Here is a 15,597-nt window from a genome sequence, read left to right as displayed (position 1 = left end):
GTACGGAGAGCCGCTTGTGAACCGACGAACGTTTCTCGGCGCCGCCACCCTCACCGCCCTGTCCGTGGGCATGACCCCCGTCCCGGTCCTCAACGAGGCGGCAGCCGCCGACGGGACCACGCCGACCGCCGCCGACGGGACCACTCCTCAGGAGCGCGCCGACGCGCTGCTCGCGCGCATGACGGAGGCAGAGAAGGAGTCGCTCGTACGCTGCGACTTCGCCGCACTCGCGCACCTGGGCATACCGGCCCTGACCATGGCCGACGCCTCCGCCGGACTGCGCGGCGAGCGGGGCGTGACCGCCTTCCCCGTACCGCTGGCCCAAGCGGCCACGTTCGATGGCGAGTTGATGCGCAGGATCGGTGTCGCCATCGGTACCGAAGGCCGCGCGAAGGGCTACAACAACCTGCTCGGCCCCACCGTCGACATCACCCGCACCTGGCACTTCGGCCGCCAGGCCGAGAGCATGGGCGAGGACCCGCTGCTCGCCGGACGGCTCGCGGCGGCCTGCACCACCGGGATGCAGAGCCGCCATGTCGCCGCCACGGTGAAGCACTTCGCCGGCTACACCCAGGAGACCCACCGCTTCTTCACGGACACCAAGGTCTCCGGGCGGGCGCTGCACGAGATCTACCAGGCACCGTTCCGGCACGTCATCGCGGCCGCCCCGGCCACCTCGGTGATGATGGCGTACCCGAAGATCAACGGCGTCTTCGCGACCCAGAACCCCGCCCTTTACGACGACTTGAAGAAGGGCCTCGGACTCCAGGGCTACACCGTCCCGGACTTCTGGGCGGGCGATGACCAAGTCGCCGCCGCCCGGGCCGGGATGGACCTGGCCGGCCTCGGACCGGGCGGAGTGAAGCTCGCTCCCGGCTCCCTCGCCGGCGGCGCGATCCCGGGGACCCGTCTGCACGACGCGGCACGCCGCATCCTGATCACCATGTACGCGACGGGCCTCTTCGACCACCCGCTGCCCGCACCCTCCGCCGACGTGAGCACCAAGGCCCACCAGGACCTCGCCCACGAGGCCGCGGTCGGCTCCACGGTGCTGCTCGCCAACCGCACCGGCACGCTGCCGTTGCCCGCGACGGTGAAGTCCCTCGCGGTCATCGGCCCGGCGGGCACGGACGTGTTGACCGGCGTCTCCGGCTCCACCTACGTGGACCCCGGCACCTGGACCACCCCGCTCCAGGCGATCCGCACGCGCGCCGGCACCGCCGTGAAGGTGACCCACGCGCAGGGCACCAAGGGAGACCTGCCCCTGGACACCGTTCCTTCGTCCGTCCTTCGGACCCGCGCGGGTGCGACAGGCGGCCTGACCGGAACCTATTACGCGGGTGCCGACGCCACCGGCACCCCGCTCGCCACCCGGACCGACGCGACCGTCGACTTCACCGCCGCACCCGTGGACGGACTCCCGGCCGTCTGGTCGGCGACCTGGACCGGCGCCCTCGTGCCGACCACCACGGGCCTGCACCGCTTCTCGCTCCTGACCGCGGGCACCGCCACCCTGAAGATCAACGGCACCACCGTCGTCTCAGGCACCCGGCACACCCGCCGCTTCTTCCTCGGCCCCTACGACTATCCGCTGGGCGCCACCGTCGAACTGACGGCGGGCCGGCCCGTCACCGTGGAGCTGCGCTACACCAACTCCGGTGCGGACACCGGTACGTGCGGCCTCACCCTCGGCTGGCAGCCCGAGTCGCTGATCCCCGCGGCGGTCGAAGCCGCCCGTGCCGCGGACGCCGCGGTCGTGTTCGTGAACCGCGTCGCGGGCGAGGACATGGACCACCTCCGGCTGGGGCTGCCCGGCGACCAGGACCGGCTCATCGGCGCGGTCGCCGCCGCGAACCCCCGTACCGTCGTCGTCCTCAACACCGACGGCCCGGTCGCCATGCCGTGGCAGCACGAGGCCGCAGCCGTCGTCCAAGCCTGGTACGGCGGCCGCGGCACGGGCACCGCGCTCGCCGCGATCCTCTTCGGCGACAGCGACCCGGCAGGCCGCCTCCCCGTCACCTTCCCGGCCGACCCGAGCCAGGGCCCGGGCACCACCACCGCCACGTACCCGGGAACGAACGGAGCGGTCGGCTACGACGAGGGCATCCACGTCGGCTACCGCTTCTACGACCGCCACGGGCAGCGCCCCCGCTTCCCCTTCGGCCACGGCCTGTCGTACACCACCTTCAGCCACGGCTCACTCGAAGCGTCCTACGACGCCGCCGCCCGGAAGGCCACCGTCGCCGTCACCGTCACGAACACCGGCACCCGCGCGGGCACCGAGGTCGTCCAGCTCTACGCGACACTGCCGGACGCGGCGGCGGCCGAGCCGCGCCGGCTCGTCGGATTCCGCAAGGTGACGCTGCAAGCGAAGGCGTCCACTCGTATGGAACTCTCGGTACCCGTACGGGAGTTGATGACCTGGACTGCGGGGCGGTGGGAGCTGGTCCCCGGCACCTACACGCTCGCCGTCGCCCGCTCGGCGCGTGACGTCACCGCTCAGCGGGCCGTGACCATCAGGTACGGAGACCGCCGGGGCTGAGCGGCGGACCGACCGCCGCTCAGCCCGTGACCCGTCGCGTCCCGCACGCCGCCCGCAGCAGGATGTCCGCTGCTCAGTGGCGTGTCCATCCGTGCCGACACCCATATCTGCGCACTGTCCGGGGGTGGCAGGATGGCTGGTTTGCGGCAGTACCGGTGTCCTGACACCGGTACTGCCGGGCCCATGAGTTCCTGAGCAGTGATGAGGAGGGCCGGGCTGTGCCCGCTCCACGGATGAGTACGACACCCCTGCCGGGGATCGGTGTGCGCTACGACCTGACCACGCGTGCGCACCATCACCTGTCGGTGGTCGCCCACCGCGACGGCACCCGGACGGTGAACGTCTACCACGGCGACGACCCGGACGCCTGCGCCCAGGCCGTCCACCTGACGGGTGCGGAGACCGCGGCCGTGATCGACGTCCTGATGCCCGCGCACCACAGCCCGAACCTGCTGCACACCACCGATCTCGGCCTGGTGGCCGAGCGTATGGAGGTGTCGGCGCACTCGCACTGGAACGGCCGGGTCCTCGGCGACACACGGCTGCGTACGGAGACCGGAGTGTCCGTCGTCGCCGTGCTGCGCCGGGCCGAGGCGATCCCCTCGCCGACGCCCGACTTCCGGCTCGCCGGCGGGGACACCCTCATCGTCATCGGAACGCGCGAAGGCGTGGACGCGGCCGCTTCGATACTCGGACGTGAGTGAGCCCCATGCACTCTGCTGTCTTCCTCATAGAGTTCGGCGCGATCATCCTGGGCCTCGGCCTGCTCGGCAGGCTCGCCGGGCGGCTGCAGTTCTCGCCGATTCCGCTCTACCTCCTGGCCGGTCTTGCCTTCGGTGAAGGAGGCCTGCTGCCGCTCGGCGCGAGCGAGGAGTTCGTGGCCATCGGCGCCGAGATCGGCGTCATCCTGCTCCTGCTGATGCTGGGCCTGGAGTACACGGCCAGTGACCTCGTATCGAATCTGAAGACCCAGTACCCGGCCGGGCTCGTCGACTTCTCGCTCAACGCACTGCCGGGTGCGGCCGCGGCCCTGCTGCTCGGCTGGGGTCCGGTGGCCGCCGTGGTCCTCGCCGGTGTCACCTGGATCTCCTCGTCCGGGGTGATCGCGAAGGTGCTCGGCGACCTGGGCCGCCTCGGCAACCGCGAGACGCCGGTCATCCTCAGCATCCTGGTCCTCGAAGACCTCGCGATGGCCGTCTATCTGCCCATCATCACCGCCCTGTTGGCGGGCGTGAGCCTCGCCGTCGGCGCCGTCACGCTCGGCATCGCCCTGGGGGTCGCGGGGGCCGTCCTCTTCATCGCCCTGCGGTACGGGCGGCTCATCTCGCGCTTCGTCTCCAGCGACGACCCGGAGAAGCTGCTCCTGGTCGTGCTCGGCCTGACGCTCCTGGTGGCGGGCATCGCACAGCAGTTGCAGGTCTCGGCGGCGGTCGGCGCGTTCCTGGTGGGCATCGCGCTGTCGGGCGAGGTCGCCGAGGGCACCCATGCGCTGCTCTCGCCGCTGCGGGACCTGTTCGCGGCGGTGTTCTTCGTCTTCTTCGGCCTGCACACGGATCCGGCGAGCATCCCGCCGGTGCTGCTGCCCGCCCTCGTCCTCGCCGTGGTCACCACCTGCACGAAGATCGCCACCGGCTACTGGGCCGCCAAGCGCGCGGGCATCGCCGTCAAGGGACGCTGGCGGGCGGGCGGCACGCTGGTGGCCCGCGGCGAGTTCTCGATCGTGATCGCCGGACTGGCCGTCACGGCGGGAATCGAACCGCAGTTGGGCCCGCTCGCCACCGCGTACGTCCTGATCCTCGTCGTGATCGGCCCGTTGACGGCGCGCTACACACAGCCCCTGGCCGCACGCCTGATGAAGGACCGCACGCCGGCCGGACCGCCGCCGCCGAAGGTCCCGGCCGCCGTCGCCCCCGCAGGACCCGAGGCGGAACCGGCGACGGATCACCGGGGGCAGGAGTAGGCCGGCTCATGTCGTTGTACTGGCGGATCTTCCTGCTGAACGCCGTGGTGCTGCTCGCGGCCGCGGCGCTGCTGCTGCTCGGGCCGGTCACGGTCTCCACCCCGGTGCTGCTGACCGAGGCCGTGATCGCCGTCGCCGGAGTGGTGGTGATGCTGGCCGCGAACGCCGTGCTGTTCCGTCTCGGCCTCGCCCCGCTGCAACGGCTCACACGGGCGATGACCACGACGGATCTGCTGCGGCCCGGCCGGCGCCTCGAGGTCTCCGGAACAGGCGGGATCGCCGACCTCATCGGCACGTTCAACACCATGCTCGACCGCCTCGAGGCCGAACGCGCGGCCAGCAGCGCGCTCGCCCTCTGCGCGCAGGAGGCGGAACGGCGCCGTATCGCCCAGGAGTTGCACGACGAGGTCGGCCAGACCCTCACCGTCGTGCTCCTCGACCTGAAGCGGCTCGCCGACCAGGTCCCCGAGCCGCTGCGCGCGGATCTGCACCGCGTGCAGGAGACCACGCGGGCCGGCCTCGACGAAATCAGAGGGATCGCCCGGGGACTGCGGCCGGGCATCCTCGACGAGCTCGGCCTCACCAGCGCACTCACCGCACTCGCCCACGAGATCGCGGCCCCTTCCGGGCTCACGGTCCGGCGTACGTACGCCCCGGACCTGCCCGCGCTCGGGGACCAGGCCGAACTCGTCCTGTACCGCGTGGCCCAGGAGAGCCTGACCAACGCGGCACGGCACGCCGGCGCGACCAAGGTCGACATACGGCTGCTGCGTGGCGCGTACGGAGTGCGGCTCACCGTCGACGACAACGGCGGCGGCACGGGCGGGGCGCCGGAGGGATCCGGTATCCGCGGCATGCGTGAGCGCGCCCTGCTCATCGGCGCCGACCTGTCGATCGGACCGGCACCCGGCGGCGGGACCCGCGTCCGGATGACCGTGCCGCCGGAGAAGGGAGCTGCGTGACATGCACGCTGAACCGACTGCCCCGGAGCCCATCCGCGTCCTGCTCGCGGACGACCACGCGTTGGTACGGCGCGGGGTGCGGCTCATCCTCGACAGCGAACCGGATCTCGAAGTGGTGGCGGAAGCCGACAACGGTGCCGAAGCCGTGGCCATGGCGCGCACCCACCGTCCGGCGCTCGCCGTCCTGGACATCGCGATGCCGCGGATGACCGGACTGCAGGCCGCCCGTGAACTGGCCCGTATCCAGCCGGACCTGCGCCTTCTCATGCTCACGATGTACGACAACGAGCAGTACTTCTTCGAGGCGCTCAAAGCCGGGGCCAGCGGTTACGTACCCAAGTCCGTCGCCGACCGCGACCTGGTGGACGCCTGCCGGGCGGCCATGCGCGGCGAACCGTTCCTCTACCCGGGAACCATGACCACCCTGATCCGCAACTACCTCCAGCGGGCGCAGAACGGCGAACCGCTCCCGGACCGGGCCGTGACGGAACGTGAGGAGGAAGTGCTCAAGCTGGTCGCCGAGGGCCACACCTCCAAGGAGATCGCCGGCCTGCTGTGCATCAGCGTGAAGACCGTCGAACGGCACCGCGCCAACATGCTGCAGAAACTCGGTCTGCGCGACCGTCTCGAACTCACCCGGTACGCCATCCGCACGGGGCTGATCGAGCCCTGACACTCTCGCGGCGGCCGGGAGCCGCCGCGAGAGATTGGCACCCCTGGTGAGGGGCACTCGGCACACGAGGGTCACAACAAAGGGGCAGTGATGGAGATATCAGGTCTGATCAGCGCCATCGTGATCGGCATCGTGATCGGCGTCATCGGACGCCTTGTGCTTCCCGGACGGCAGCGCATCGGCATTCTGTGGACGATCCTCGTGGGCATCGTCGCGGCCCTGATCGGCACAGCCATCGCGGGCGGGCTCGGAGTGGCGGACACCGAGGGGGTGGACTGGGGCGAGTGGCTCATCCAGATCGCTCTGGCAGCCCTGGGTGTCGCGGCCATCGACCGGGTCAAGCTTCGTCGGCGCTGACGTCACGGAGAAGCGGCTGACGTCACGGAGAAGCGGCTGACGTCACAGAGGGGCGGGGGTCCATGCGGCCGCATGGACCCCGCCCCTCGAGGTACCCGCACGCGCATGCCACTCGACCACACCCAGGCACCCGTCCTGCAAGCCCTCGCCGCCTACCGCGACCACCATGAACTCGGCTTCACGCCACCGGGGCACAAGCAGGCGCGCGGTGCCGATCCCGAGGCGCGGGCGGTGCTCGGGGACGCCGTGTACCTCGGCGACGTGCTCGCGTCCGGCGGGCTCGACGACCGGCGCATGCGCGGGCAGGTCCTGGAGCGGGCCGAGCACCTGATGGCCGATGCCGTGCACGCCGAGCACACCTTCTTCTCGACGTGCGGCAGTTCCCTGTCGGTCAAGGCCGCCATGCTGACCGTCGCGGCCCCGCACGACTCGCTCCTGATCAGCCGCGACGCGCACAAGTCCGTGGTGGCCGGGCTGATCCTCGCCGGCATCGAACCCGTATGGCTGGAGCCCCGGTGGGACCCCGAACGGCATCTCGCACACCCGCCGTCCGCCACCACCGTCGCCAAGGGCTTCGCCGACCACCCCGAGGCCCGCGGTGCCCTGGTCACCAGCCCCACCCCGTACGGCGCCACCGCCGACCTCTCCGCCATCGCCGCGGTCTGCCACCGCCAGGGCCGGCCGCTGATCGTGGACGAGGCATGGGGCGCCCATCTGCCGTTCCACCCCGATCTGCCGACCTGGGCGATGGACGCGGGCGCCGACGTCTGCGTCACCAGCATCCACAAGATGGGCAGCGGCCTCGAACAGGGTTCCGTCTTCCATCTCCAGGGAGATCTCGTCGACCCGGCCGCGCTCGCCTCCCGCGCGGATCTGCTCGGCACGACCAGCCCGTCCGTGCTCCTGTACGCGGGTATCGACGCGTGGCGCCGCCAGATGGCCCTGCACGGCCGCGAGCTCCTCGGCGCCGCACTCGAACTCGCCCACACCACACGGCAGTCCATCGACACCCTCGACGGTCTGCGCGTCGACCACCGCGAGGACTACTGCGGCCCCGGCCGCGCCGACGGCTTCGACCCGCTGCCCGCGGTCGTGGACGTCACGGGCCTGGGACTCACCGGCTACCGCGCCGCGGACTGGCTGCGCGCCCGGCACCACATCGACGTCCACCTGGCCGACCACCGCTGCATCAGCGCCCAGCTCACCCACGCCGACGACCACGACACCACCGGCCGGCTGCTGACCGCGCTGCGCGACCTCGTCCACCGTGCCCCGGCGCTGCGGCCCGTGCGCCGGGTGCGGGTCCCGCGGCCCGCCGAGCTGCGTCTGGTCCAGGAACTCCTGCCGCGCGACGCGTACTTCGGACCGGCCGAGGACGTCCCCGCCGACCAGGCCGCGGGCCGGGTCGTGGCGGAGATGCTCACCCCGTATCCGCCGGGCATCCCCGTGGCCCTGTCCGGCGAACGGCTCACCGACGTGGTCCTGACCTATCTCCGTACGGGCATCGAGGCCGGCATGAACGTCCCCGACGCCGCCGACCCCACCCTGCGCACCATCCGGGTCGTCGCGGAGCGGTGAGCCGGGGGAGGCGACGCCGCCGATGGCCGGGAGCACGGTCGGCGCCTGAAGGCGGCCAGGGCAAGGGCCGGTCCCGTCACGGCTGCTGCCCGCGCCTGCCGTACCCCGACCACACCAGCACTGTGCACACCAGCACCACCACCCCCACCACCCTGAGCGCCGACGACATCCCCGCGCCGTAGTCCCCGCCGTCCGCCGCCAGGACGGTCCCGGTCACCGCGACGCCGAGGGCCGCGCCCAACTCCCGTGCGGAGGTACCGAGTCCGGAGCCGAGGCCGGCCGTGTGCGGGGGCAGCGCTTCCAGTACGCCGATCGTCAGGGCCGGCATGCAGATGCCGGTGCCGAAGGAGATGACCAGGAGCCACACCACGTAGAGGCCGTACGGGGTGTGCGCACCGGCCGTGGAGACGGCGAGCAGTCCCGCGCCGATGAGGGCCAGTCCCGTCGTGATCACCGGACGAGGGGTGGCGTGCCACCGGGCCGCGAACCTCGGTGCCAGCGCCATCCCCGCGCTGACCGGCATGATCGCCAAGCCGGCCAGTGCGGGCCCGTACCCCTTGAGTCCTTGCAGGTACTGCGAGTTGACGAAGAAGAGGGAGAACAGGCCGAAGAACCCGGTGGCCAGGCCGAGCGCCGCCGCGCTCAGGCGCGGTGCGCGAAACACGCGCGGGTCGAAGAGCGGTGCGGGGGAGCGCAGGCCGTGTCGCGCGAAGGCCGCCGCGAGCAGCGCGCCCAGGGCGAAGGCGCCGAGGATACGGAGGGACGTCCAGCCGTACGTGGGCCCCTCGATGATCCCGAAGAGCAGGGCGAACAGGGCCGCGGTGACCAGCAGGGTGCCCAGCGGATCGGGGTTGCCCCGGGCCGAGCGCCCGGTACGCGGGACGGCGTACGCGACGCACCCGGCGAGCACCGCCGCCAGCGGCACCATCAGCCAGAACAGGGCCCGCCAGCCGAGGAACTGCCCCGCGAGCCCGCCGGCCAGATTGCCGAACGCCCCGCCCACGCCGATCGCCAGCGTCCACGCGGCCATCGCGCGCGCCCGGCGCAGGGGAGTGTCGCCGAGGTGGACGAGGATCGACATGGTGGACGGGGTGATCAGGGCCGCGCCCACACCGCAGACCGCCCGGCCGGCTATCAGCACACCGGATGAGGCGGCCAGCGCACTGGTCATTGCACCGGCCGCGAACAGCGCGAGCCCGGTCAGGAGCGCACCCTTGCGGCCGTACCGGTCGGCCGCCGCGCCCGCGGGGATCAGCAGACCTGCGAAGGCGAGGACGTAGGCGTCGACCGTCCACATGATCTCGGACGCGGACGGGTGCAGCGCCGAGGAACTCAGCTGGGGGATCAGCAGGTTGATCGCCGCCACCATGCTCTGCGCCACCATCACACAGGCGCAGACGGCAAGCAGCGTGGCCCGCCCGAGCTTGGGGGCGGCCGCCGTCAGGGCAGGCGTGGACATGGTGGCTCCTTCGGGAGCTGGTGCGGTGGGGAGTGCGCTCGGAGGGCGCCCTTTCAACGTAGGCTCGGCACTGGCCTGCTTTCCAGTGCAAGTTGTGCAGGGAGTACTTGCGTATGACGCAATCCGCGAGCCATCCACCCGGCACCGGCCCGGCGACCGGCCTCGACCTCAACCTCCTGGTCGCCCTGGACGTGCTGCTCGAGGAGGAGAGCGTGCGGGGCGCCGCACAGCGCCTGCATCTGTCCGAACCGGCGATGAGCCGCACCCTCGGCCGCATCCGCAAGGCGCTCGGCGACCCGGTCCTGGTGCGCGCGGGCCGGCGCATGGTGCCCACGCCCTACGCGCTGTCGGTCCGTGCCGAGGTGGGTGCGGTCGTCGAGCGGGCCCGGGCGCTGTTCGCCGCGCACGGGGAGCAGGATCTGCGGGCCGTGGAGCGGACGTTCACCGTGCACGGCCAGGACTCGATCGCGGCGCTGCTCGGCCCGCGGCTGCTGGCCCGGGTGCTCGAGGAGGCGCCGGGCCTGCGGATCCGCTTCCTCGGCGAGAGCCATCTCGACGCACCCGTACTGCGCGAGGGCACGGCGGATCTGGAGGTCGGCGTGATCGACTCCACGGCCCCCGAGGTTCGGGTCGAGCCGCTGTCCTTGGACCGGATGCGCGGGGTCGTACGGGCCGGACACCCGCTTCTGAAGGGCAAGTTGACCGTCCGCCGGTTCGCGCAGTCCGCGGAGCACCTCACCGTGTCACGCCGCGGCAAGCTGCACGGCCCGGTCGACGAGGCCCTGGCCGCACACGGGTTCAGCAGGCGGGTGGTGAGCACGGTGGCTTCGTTCCCCGCGTCGCTCTTCCTCGTACGGGACACCGACCTCATCGGCCTGGTCCCCGGCTGGTCCACCCCGATGACCGACGCACTCGGTCTGGTCACCTTCCCTGTCCCGCTGGACCTGCCGCCGCTCGCGCTGGCGATGGCCTGGCACCCGCGCCTCGACGCGGATCCGGCGCACCGGTGGTTGCGGGGGTGTGTACGGGAGTTGATGGGGGAGGGCGAGCAGCGGGGCGAGGGCGAGCAGCGGGGCGAGGGCGAGCAGCCGGGCCCCTGACCGATCAAGTCGGCGGCCCGGCTGCCTGAACTCCCGTACTACCAGGACGACTTGCGCACCCCCGGCAGGAACCCGGCATGCGCCTGCCCCCGCAGGTTCACCCGGGAAAGGCCGAACGTGCGCAGATAGCCCCGCGGCCGTCCGTCGACACTGTCCCGATTGCGTACGCGGGTAGCGCTCGCGTCACGCGGCTGGCGCCGCAACTCCCGCTGGGCGGCGAGGCGTTCGTCCTCGCTGCTCGACGGCCGGCGGATGATCTCCTTCAGCTCCGCCCGGCGGGCGGCATGGCGGGCGACGAGCTCGCGCCGCCGCTCGTTCTTCGCGATCTTGCTCTTCTTCGCCATCAGACCCTCACCCCGCGCGCCCGGATCCGGGCCACGGCGGCCTCGATCCCGATCGAGTCGACCGTCCTGATCCCCTTCGTGCTCAGCGTCAGCCGGACATGGCGGCCCTCGCTCGCCAGCCAGTACCGCTTGCGCTGCACGTTCGGGTCGAAACGGCGTGAACTGCGCCGGTGGGAGTGGGAGATGGTCTTGCCGAAGCCGGGCTGCCGCCCGGTCAGCATGCAGTGCGCGGACACGTGACGTACCTCTCTCGTCGGATCGCGGCTCCCTTTTTGTTAATGGGAACCATTTTCATTTACTCTAGCCGACATGGCCCGCAACGAAGTACGTCCTGTCATCAAGCTCAGGTCCACCGCAGGGACCGGCTTCACCTACGTCACCCGCAAGAACCGCCGCAACAACCCCGACCGCCTGGTCCTGCGCAAGTACGACCCGGTCGCCGGCCGCCACGTCGACTTCAAGGAGGAGCGATGAAGCCCGCCATCCACCCCCCGTACGGCCCGGTCGTCTTCCGTGACCGCGCAGCGAACTACGCCTTCCTCACCCGCTCGACGGCCACCAGCGACAAGACGATCGAGTGGGAGGACGGCGAGACCTATCCCGTGATCGACGTCGAGATCTCCAGCGCGAGCCACCCCTTCTACACGGGCACCGCCCGCGTCATGGACACGGCCGGACGCGTGGAGCGCTTCGAGCGGCGGTACGGGCAGCGCGAAGGCGGCCGCGGATGACCGGGGACGCCGGGGGCGCGGCAGATCCGTCCCCGGGGCTGTCCGTGGTGATCGTCGCCGGGCTGCACGCCGATGCGCGCAAGGCGACGGTCGAGCGGCTGCTCGCGAGCGTGCCGGACAGCGTCGCGCTCCATCACGACCTCTCGACGGCCGTGCACGGCACGGTGGTGCGCACCCTGCGCGACGCCGGTGGCGTGCTCGGTACGGGCGAGGCGCCGCTCGCCAACGACTGCGCGTGCTGCGCCCTGCGCGAGGACCTGGTCCCCGAGCTGGAACGGCTGGCCGACGCCGGCCTGACCCGGCTCGCGGTCGTCGAACTCTGGGACTCGGTCGAGCCCAAGGCGATGGCCGAGGTGGTGGCCGGCCACGGACTCACCGTCTCTTCGGTGATCACGGCGGTGGATCCGGCGCTGCTGCTGCCCTGCCTGGGCAACGGCGACGATCTGATGGCCGCCGGTCTCGCCGCCGCCCCCACCGATCAGCGCACGATCGCCGACACCTTCGCCCGCCAGCTCGAATACGCCCCCGTGCTCGCCGTCGTCGCCGGCCCCGAGGCCGACGACGAGGACCGGGCGCTGCTCGCCCAGCTGCACCCGACCGCCCGCCAAGTCACGCTCGACGGGGACGCGTTGGCGTGGGCCGCCTTGTCGGGCTTCGATGTCGAGGCCGCCGCGGCCGCCCAGCATCCGGCCTGCGCGCTGCTGCCGCAGGAGGCCGACGAGGCGGGCGTGGCCACGTATGTCTGGCACGCCCACCGCCCCTTCCACCCCGAGCGGCTCTACCAGGCCCTGGAGGATCTGACCTGCGCCGCGGCCCGCAGCCGCGGCCGGTTCTGGCTCGCCGACCGGCCCGACACCCTGCTCGCCTGGGACGCCGCGGGCGGAGCGCTCTGCGTGGAGAACGCCGGACCCTGGCTCGCCTCGCTGCCCGACGCGGCCTGGGAGCTCGTCCCCGCAGTGCGCCGCGCCGCCGCCGCGCTCGACTGGCATCCCGAGCACGGCGACTGCTGCCAGCACCTGGTGTTCACCTCGCCGGGCCTGGACCGCGACGGTCTGCGGCAGGTCCTCGACTCCTGTCTCCTGACCGACGCCGAATACGCCGCCGGACGCGACGCATGGAAGCACCTGCCGTCCGGCTTCGACACCCTCCTGGAGGTCTGACCGCCATGTCCCCGCGCCGCGCCACCGAGCGCAAGCCCGTCAAGTCCCGCCCGAACCCCCTGGATGCGGCGGGCATCACCTACATCGACTACAAAGACACCGATCTCCTGCGCAAGTTCATCTCCGACCGCGGCAAGATCCGCAGCCGCAGGGTGACCCGCGTGACGGCCCGGCAGCAGCGGCAGCTGGCGCGCGCCGTCAAGAACGCCCGCGAGATGGCGCTGATCCCGTACGGGACGCGGTGAGCCGAGGGGCGGGCCTCGGGGCTCAGTCCTCGGGGCTCAGCCCTCGAAGCCCGCCTCCTTCAGCGACTTGTCGATACGGGCCCGGTGGTCGGCCTCCCACTCGTCGAGCGACAGGTCCGCCTCCTTGGCGGCCTTGAGGCGGGCGGCCGTGAGGACGTCGTTCGCGCGATCCCGCGGGACGACCACGATGCCCTCCTCGTCGGCCACGACGATGTCGCCGGCGTGCACGATCACCCCGCCGACCCGGACCGGCTCGTTGAACGGTTCGACCGTCCTCTTGTTGCCCGGGATCGGCACAACGCCCTTGGCGTACACGGGAAATCCGCTCGCGCGGACCTCGGCGACATCGCGGATCGCCCCGTTCATCACGAACCCCGCGATACCGCGCCGCTGAGCGATGGCGCACACATTGCCGCCGGCCAGCGCGTACCGCGCATCGGCCGCCTCGACGACCAGCACGGACCCGGGTTCGGCACGGTAGATCGCCGCGTGCAGCCCCAGTTGGTCCCCGGCCGGACAGCGCACGGTGAACGCAGGCCCCGCGATCCGCGGCGCCGGGCCCCACAAGGGGCGGATGTCGAGGTCCATCACCTGGGCGCGGCCGACCGCTTCGGCGAGGGTCGTCGGGGAGAGGTCGCGGAAAGCGGTGTGGTCGGTCATGGCCGGTTCGTCCTCACTGTGTTCGGTCCCTGGGCACCCTGCTCGACCTGATCACGGGTGAGGTCCGTGAAACAAGAGGTGACGGACGCGCGGGACCGTGACCCGTGTCGCTGTTGGGCCGAACGGGTGAGTCTGCGCAAGAATCGAGTGGTGCAGACAATCAGTGCGAGCCACGAGGCCGGCGGAAGCCGACGGCCGGGGCAGGTGGAACAGTGAACCGTCACTACCGCGACGTCACGGACGAACAGTGGGAGGGGCTCGCCGAGGTCGTACCCCTGCGCGGCCGTGACGAATGGCCGTCCTGGCCGGGCCATCGCGCCCTGCCCGAGGCGCAGACCGAAGCGCGCCGCCGCTTCACGGTGCTGCGGGTCAACGTGTTCGCCGACGCGCGCGACGTCGCCCAGTCCCTGATGGGCGGGATACCGGTGCTGCTCGACCTCAGCGGCGCCGAGACCCAAGTCGCCAAGCGGGTCCTGGACTTCAGCAGCGGAGTGGTCTTCGGGCTGGGCTGCGCCATGACCCGCGTCGACCGCAATGTGTTCCTCCTGACACCCGCGGACACCGAGGTGCAGGGCCTGGTACAGCACGCGACGGGGATCGGCCTGCCCCGTTCGTAGCGGTGTCCTTCGATCGTAGGAACCGCGCACTGGCAAAACGGTTCATCATGCGGCGGCCTGCATAGCGTCCCGCTATGACTGTGCTCACCCAGGCGCCCACGGACGCGGGCCCGTCCGGGCCCGTGTCCGGACCACCCGCCGTCAGTGCCCTGCGGCTCTCCGCGTTCGCCGGGCACCGGGGCGCCACCGTCCCGCTCGGGCCGTTCACCCTGATCACCGGGGCCAGTGGCAGCGGCAAGAGCGGCGCGCTGCGGGCGTACGAAGTGCTCGCGCGCCTCGCGTCAGGGGCCGCGCTCGCGGACGCCGTACCGGACCCGCAGGCGTGTGTGCCGGAGTGGGCGCGCCCCGACCGGCAGGGCCGGCGCGGCTTCCGTATCGGATGCGCCGTCGCCGGGCCCGCGGGCCGGGTACGGCTCGACCTCGCCGTGCAGGTCGAACCCGAACTCCGTATCGCGGGCGAGCGGTTGACCCTCGGCGACGTGGTCCTCATGGAGTCCGCCCTGCGCGACCCCGGGCGCCGCACGGTCCAGGCGGCCTGGCACACCGCGGGCAGCGCACCCGTCACGCGCGCGCCGCTGCCCGACGACCGGCTCGCCACCGCGCTGCTTCCGCTGCGGGTCGCCGGCAAGACCGACGGGCAGCGCAGCGTCCTCGCCGCGGCCGAGCAGGTCGTGCTCGCGCTGCGCTCCTCGTACGCCTGCGATCCGCAGCCCGCGCGGATGCGTGCCCCCGTGCCGCCCGGCTCGGGCCGGCTGCTGCGGGGGTGCGACAACCTGGCCGATGTGCTGCGGCGTACGCGCGCGGAGTGCGGCAAACGCCATGCTCAGCTCGTCGCCGCGGCGCGGATGGGGTGCTCGGGGACGGTCACGGACGTACGCGTGGAGAGCGAGGTGGACGGGACGCTGCGGGCCGTGCTCGACCGGGGCGCCGCTGTCGGCACACCGCTCGCGCGGCTCGGGGAGGGCGAGCTGCGGTATCTCGCGCTCTCGGCGGTGCTCCTCACCGGGCCCGGCGTGCTGGCCGTGGACCAGGTGAGCGAAGTCCCTTCGGCGCTCCAGCCGTTGACGGTCGTCGCCGACGGCTTCGACCGCGGGCTCGACCGCCGCCAGCGCGCCGAGCTGCTGCGGCTCGCCGCCCGCATGTGCGCGCGAGGCCACATCCGTCTCATCGCGGCCGTGAGCGAGGACGCGGCGGAGGAGGGGGCGGGGG

General features: G+C 72.2%; 18 protein-coding genes. 14 read left to right on the top strand and 4 right to left on the bottom strand.

Annotation, left to right across the window (positions count from 1 at the left end; translation table 11 throughout):
- Positions 1 to 16: 16 nt before the first annotated feature.
- The 7 genes from G6045_RS18525 (at position 17) to G6045_RS18495 (ending at position 8,072) form a co-directional block, all read left to right on the top strand.
- Positions 17 to 2,542, top strand: a complete 2,526-nt coding sequence (locus tag G6045_RS18525; protein WP_328707822.1) for a glycoside hydrolase family 3 protein — start codon at positions 17 to 19, stop codon at positions 2,540 to 2,542.
- 233 nt (positions 2,543 to 2,775) lie between these two features.
- Positions 2,776 to 3,246, top strand: coding sequence for a cation:proton antiporter regulatory subunit (locus tag G6045_RS18520; RefSeq protein WP_165333096.1), 471 nt, complete (start codon positions 2,776 to 2,778; stop codon positions 3,244 to 3,246).
- A gap of 5 nt (positions 3,247 to 3,251) precedes the next feature.
- A complete protein-coding gene (locus tag G6045_RS18515) occupies positions 3,252 to 4,502 on the top strand; it encodes a cation:proton antiporter (protein ID WP_165333095.1) in 1,251 nt (416 codons plus the stop codon).
- Positions 4,503 to 4,510: 8 nt separating this feature from the next.
- Positions 4,511 to 5,464, top strand: coding sequence for a HAMP domain-containing sensor histidine kinase (locus G6045_RS18510; RefSeq protein WP_165333094.1), 954 nt, complete (start codon positions 4,511 to 4,513; stop codon positions 5,462 to 5,464).
- Between the two features lies 1 nt (position 5,465).
- The gene (locus G6045_RS18505; protein WP_165333093.1) at positions 5,466 to 6,137 is read left to right on the top strand and encodes a response regulator transcription factor; all 672 of its coding nucleotides are present in this window, start codon (positions 5,466 to 5,468) and stop codon (positions 6,135 to 6,137) included.
- Between the two features lie 90 nt (positions 6,138 to 6,227).
- Positions 6,228 to 6,494, top strand: a complete 267-nt coding sequence (locus tag G6045_RS18500; RefSeq protein WP_165333092.1) for a GlsB/YeaQ/YmgE family stress response membrane protein — start codon at positions 6,228 to 6,230, stop codon at positions 6,492 to 6,494.
- A 105-nt stretch (positions 6,495 to 6,599) separates the two neighbouring features.
- Complete coding sequence (locus G6045_RS18495) at positions 6,600 to 8,072, top strand: aminotransferase class I/II-fold pyridoxal phosphate-dependent enzyme (protein WP_165333091.1); 1,473 nt, start codon at positions 6,600 to 6,602, stop codon at positions 8,070 to 8,072.
- Between the two features lie 76 nt (positions 8,073 to 8,148).
- On the opposite strand, the gene G6045_RS18490 is transcribed toward G6045_RS18495, so the two are convergent.
- Complete coding sequence (locus G6045_RS18490; RefSeq protein WP_165333090.1) at positions 8,149 to 9,531, bottom strand: MFS transporter; 1,383 nt, start codon at positions 9,529 to 9,531, stop codon at positions 8,149 to 8,151.
- A 113-nt stretch (positions 9,532 to 9,644) separates the two neighbouring features.
- On the opposite strand from G6045_RS18490, the gene G6045_RS18485 reads away from it, so the two are divergent.
- Positions 9,645 to 10,631 carry a LysR family transcriptional regulator gene (locus tag G6045_RS18485; protein WP_165333089.1) on the top strand — a complete coding sequence of 329 codons (987 nt, stop codon included), beginning with the start codon at positions 9,645 to 9,647 and terminating at the stop codon, positions 10,629 to 10,631.
- A 38-nt stretch (positions 10,632 to 10,669) separates the two neighbouring features.
- Here the strand turns inward: G6045_RS18485 and rpsN are convergent, their stop codons facing one another.
- Complete coding sequence (rpsN, locus tag G6045_RS18480) at positions 10,670 to 10,975, bottom strand: 30S ribosomal protein S14 (RefSeq protein ID WP_165333088.1); 306 nt, start codon at positions 10,973 to 10,975, stop codon at positions 10,670 to 10,672.
- Entirely contained in the window at positions 10,975 to 11,211 is a 237-nt protein-coding gene (rpmB, locus tag G6045_RS18475) for a 50S ribosomal protein L28 (protein WP_165333087.1), read from the bottom strand. Before rpmB ends, rpsN begins: the two co-directional genes overlap by 1 nt.
- 73 nt (positions 11,212 to 11,284) lie before the next feature.
- On the opposite strand from rpmB, the gene rpmG reads away from it, so the two are divergent.
- From rpmG to rpsR, 4 genes are read left to right on the top strand one after another with little or no spacing between them, the layout of a single operon-like run.
- A complete protein-coding gene (rpmG, locus tag G6045_RS18470; RefSeq protein ID WP_165333086.1) occupies positions 11,285 to 11,449 on the top strand; it encodes a 50S ribosomal protein L33 in 165 nt (54 codons plus the stop codon).
- Positions 11,446 to 11,706: a type B 50S ribosomal protein L31 gene (locus tag G6045_RS18465; RefSeq protein WP_165333085.1), complete on the top strand. Its 261-nt coding sequence runs from the start codon at positions 11,446 to 11,448 to the stop codon at positions 11,704 to 11,706. The genes rpmG and G6045_RS18465 overlap by 4 nt, the downstream gene beginning before the upstream one ends.
- Entirely contained in the window at positions 11,703 to 12,866 is a 1,164-nt protein-coding gene (locus G6045_RS18460; RefSeq protein WP_165333084.1) for a CobW family GTP-binding protein, read from the top strand. Before G6045_RS18465 ends, G6045_RS18460 begins: the two co-directional genes overlap by 4 nt.
- 5 nt (positions 12,867 to 12,871) lie before the next feature.
- Entirely contained in the window at positions 12,872 to 13,111 is a 240-nt protein-coding gene (gene rpsR / locus G6045_RS18455) for a 30S ribosomal protein S18 (protein WP_165333083.1), read from the top strand.
- A gap of 36 nt (positions 13,112 to 13,147) precedes the next feature.
- Here rpsR and G6045_RS18450 read toward each other — a convergent pair whose 3' ends face one another.
- The gene (locus G6045_RS18450) at positions 13,148 to 13,771 is read right to left on the bottom strand and encodes an RraA family protein (protein ID WP_165333082.1); all 624 of its coding nucleotides are present in this window, start codon (positions 13,769 to 13,771) and stop codon (positions 13,148 to 13,150) included.
- A 212-nt stretch (positions 13,772 to 13,983) separates the two neighbouring features.
- Between G6045_RS18450 and G6045_RS18445 the strand changes: the two genes are divergently transcribed.
- Together G6045_RS18445 and G6045_RS18440 are read left to right on the top strand one after the other, a co-directional pair.
- Positions 13,984 to 14,388, top strand: a complete 405-nt coding sequence (locus tag G6045_RS18445; protein WP_165333081.1) for a cell division protein SepF — start codon at positions 13,984 to 13,986, stop codon at positions 14,386 to 14,388.
- Positions 14,389 to 14,462: 74 nt separating this feature from the next.
- Positions 14,463 to 15,597, top strand: a 1,135-nt coding sequence (locus G6045_RS18440; RefSeq protein WP_165333080.1) for an AAA family ATPase, incomplete at its 3' end; no start/stop codon positions are given.

Source organism: Streptomyces mesophilus (genome assembly GCF_011044995.1).
In the GTDB taxonomy this organism is placed as follows: domain Bacteria; phylum Actinomycetota; class Actinomycetes; order Streptomycetales; family Streptomycetaceae; genus Streptomyces; species Streptomyces mesophilus.
Note: the sequence above shows the minus strand (reverse complement) of the source record. Positions and strands in the feature narration are given on the sequence as shown.

Bases quoted from the DNA above. Each gene is read 5' to 3' on its own strand.
- G6045_RS18520 (WP_165333096.1), top strand. From the start codon at position 2,776: ATGAGTACGACACCCCTGCCGGGGATCGGTGTGCGCTACGACCTGACC.
- G6045_RS18450 (WP_165333082.1), bottom strand. From the start codon at position 13,771: ATGACCGACCACACCGCTTTCCGCGACCTCTCCCCGACGACCCTCGCC.
- G6045_RS18515 (WP_165333095.1), top strand. From the start codon at position 3,252: ATGCACTCTGCTGTCTTCCTCATAGAGTTCGGCGCGATCATCCTGGGC.
- rpsR (WP_165333083.1), top strand. From the start codon at position 12,872: ATGTCCCCGCGCCGCGCCACCGAGCGCAAGCCCGTCAAGTCCCGCCCG.
- G6045_RS18505 (WP_165333093.1), top strand. From the start codon at position 5,466: ATGCACGCTGAACCGACTGCCCCGGAGCCCATCCGCGTCCTGCTCGCG.
- G6045_RS18500 (WP_165333092.1), top strand. From the start codon at position 6,228: ATGGAGATATCAGGTCTGATCAGCGCCATCGTGATCGGCATCGTGATC.
- G6045_RS18465 (WP_165333085.1), top strand. From the start codon at position 11,446: ATGAAGCCCGCCATCCACCCCCCGTACGGCCCGGTCGTCTTCCGTGAC.
- G6045_RS18510 (WP_165333094.1), top strand. From the start codon at position 4,511: ATGTCGTTGTACTGGCGGATCTTCCTGCTGAACGCCGTGGTGCTGCTC.
- G6045_RS18495 (WP_165333091.1), top strand. From the start codon at position 6,600: ATGCCACTCGACCACACCCAGGCACCCGTCCTGCAAGCCCTCGCCGCC.
- G6045_RS18485 (WP_165333089.1), top strand. From the start codon at position 9,645: ATGACGCAATCCGCGAGCCATCCACCCGGCACCGGCCCGGCGACCGGC.
- rpsN (WP_165333088.1), bottom strand. From the start codon at position 10,975: ATGGCGAAGAAGAGCAAGATCGCGAAGAACGAGCGGCGGCGCGAGCTC.
- G6045_RS18460 (WP_165333084.1), top strand. From the start codon at position 11,703: ATGACCGGGGACGCCGGGGGCGCGGCAGATCCGTCCCCGGGGCTGTCC.
- rpmG (WP_165333086.1), top strand. From the start codon at position 11,285: ATGGCCCGCAACGAAGTACGTCCTGTCATCAAGCTCAGGTCCACCGCA.
- G6045_RS18490 (WP_165333090.1), bottom strand. From the start codon at position 9,531: ATGTCCACGCCTGCCCTGACGGCGGCCGCCCCCAAGCTCGGGCGGGCC.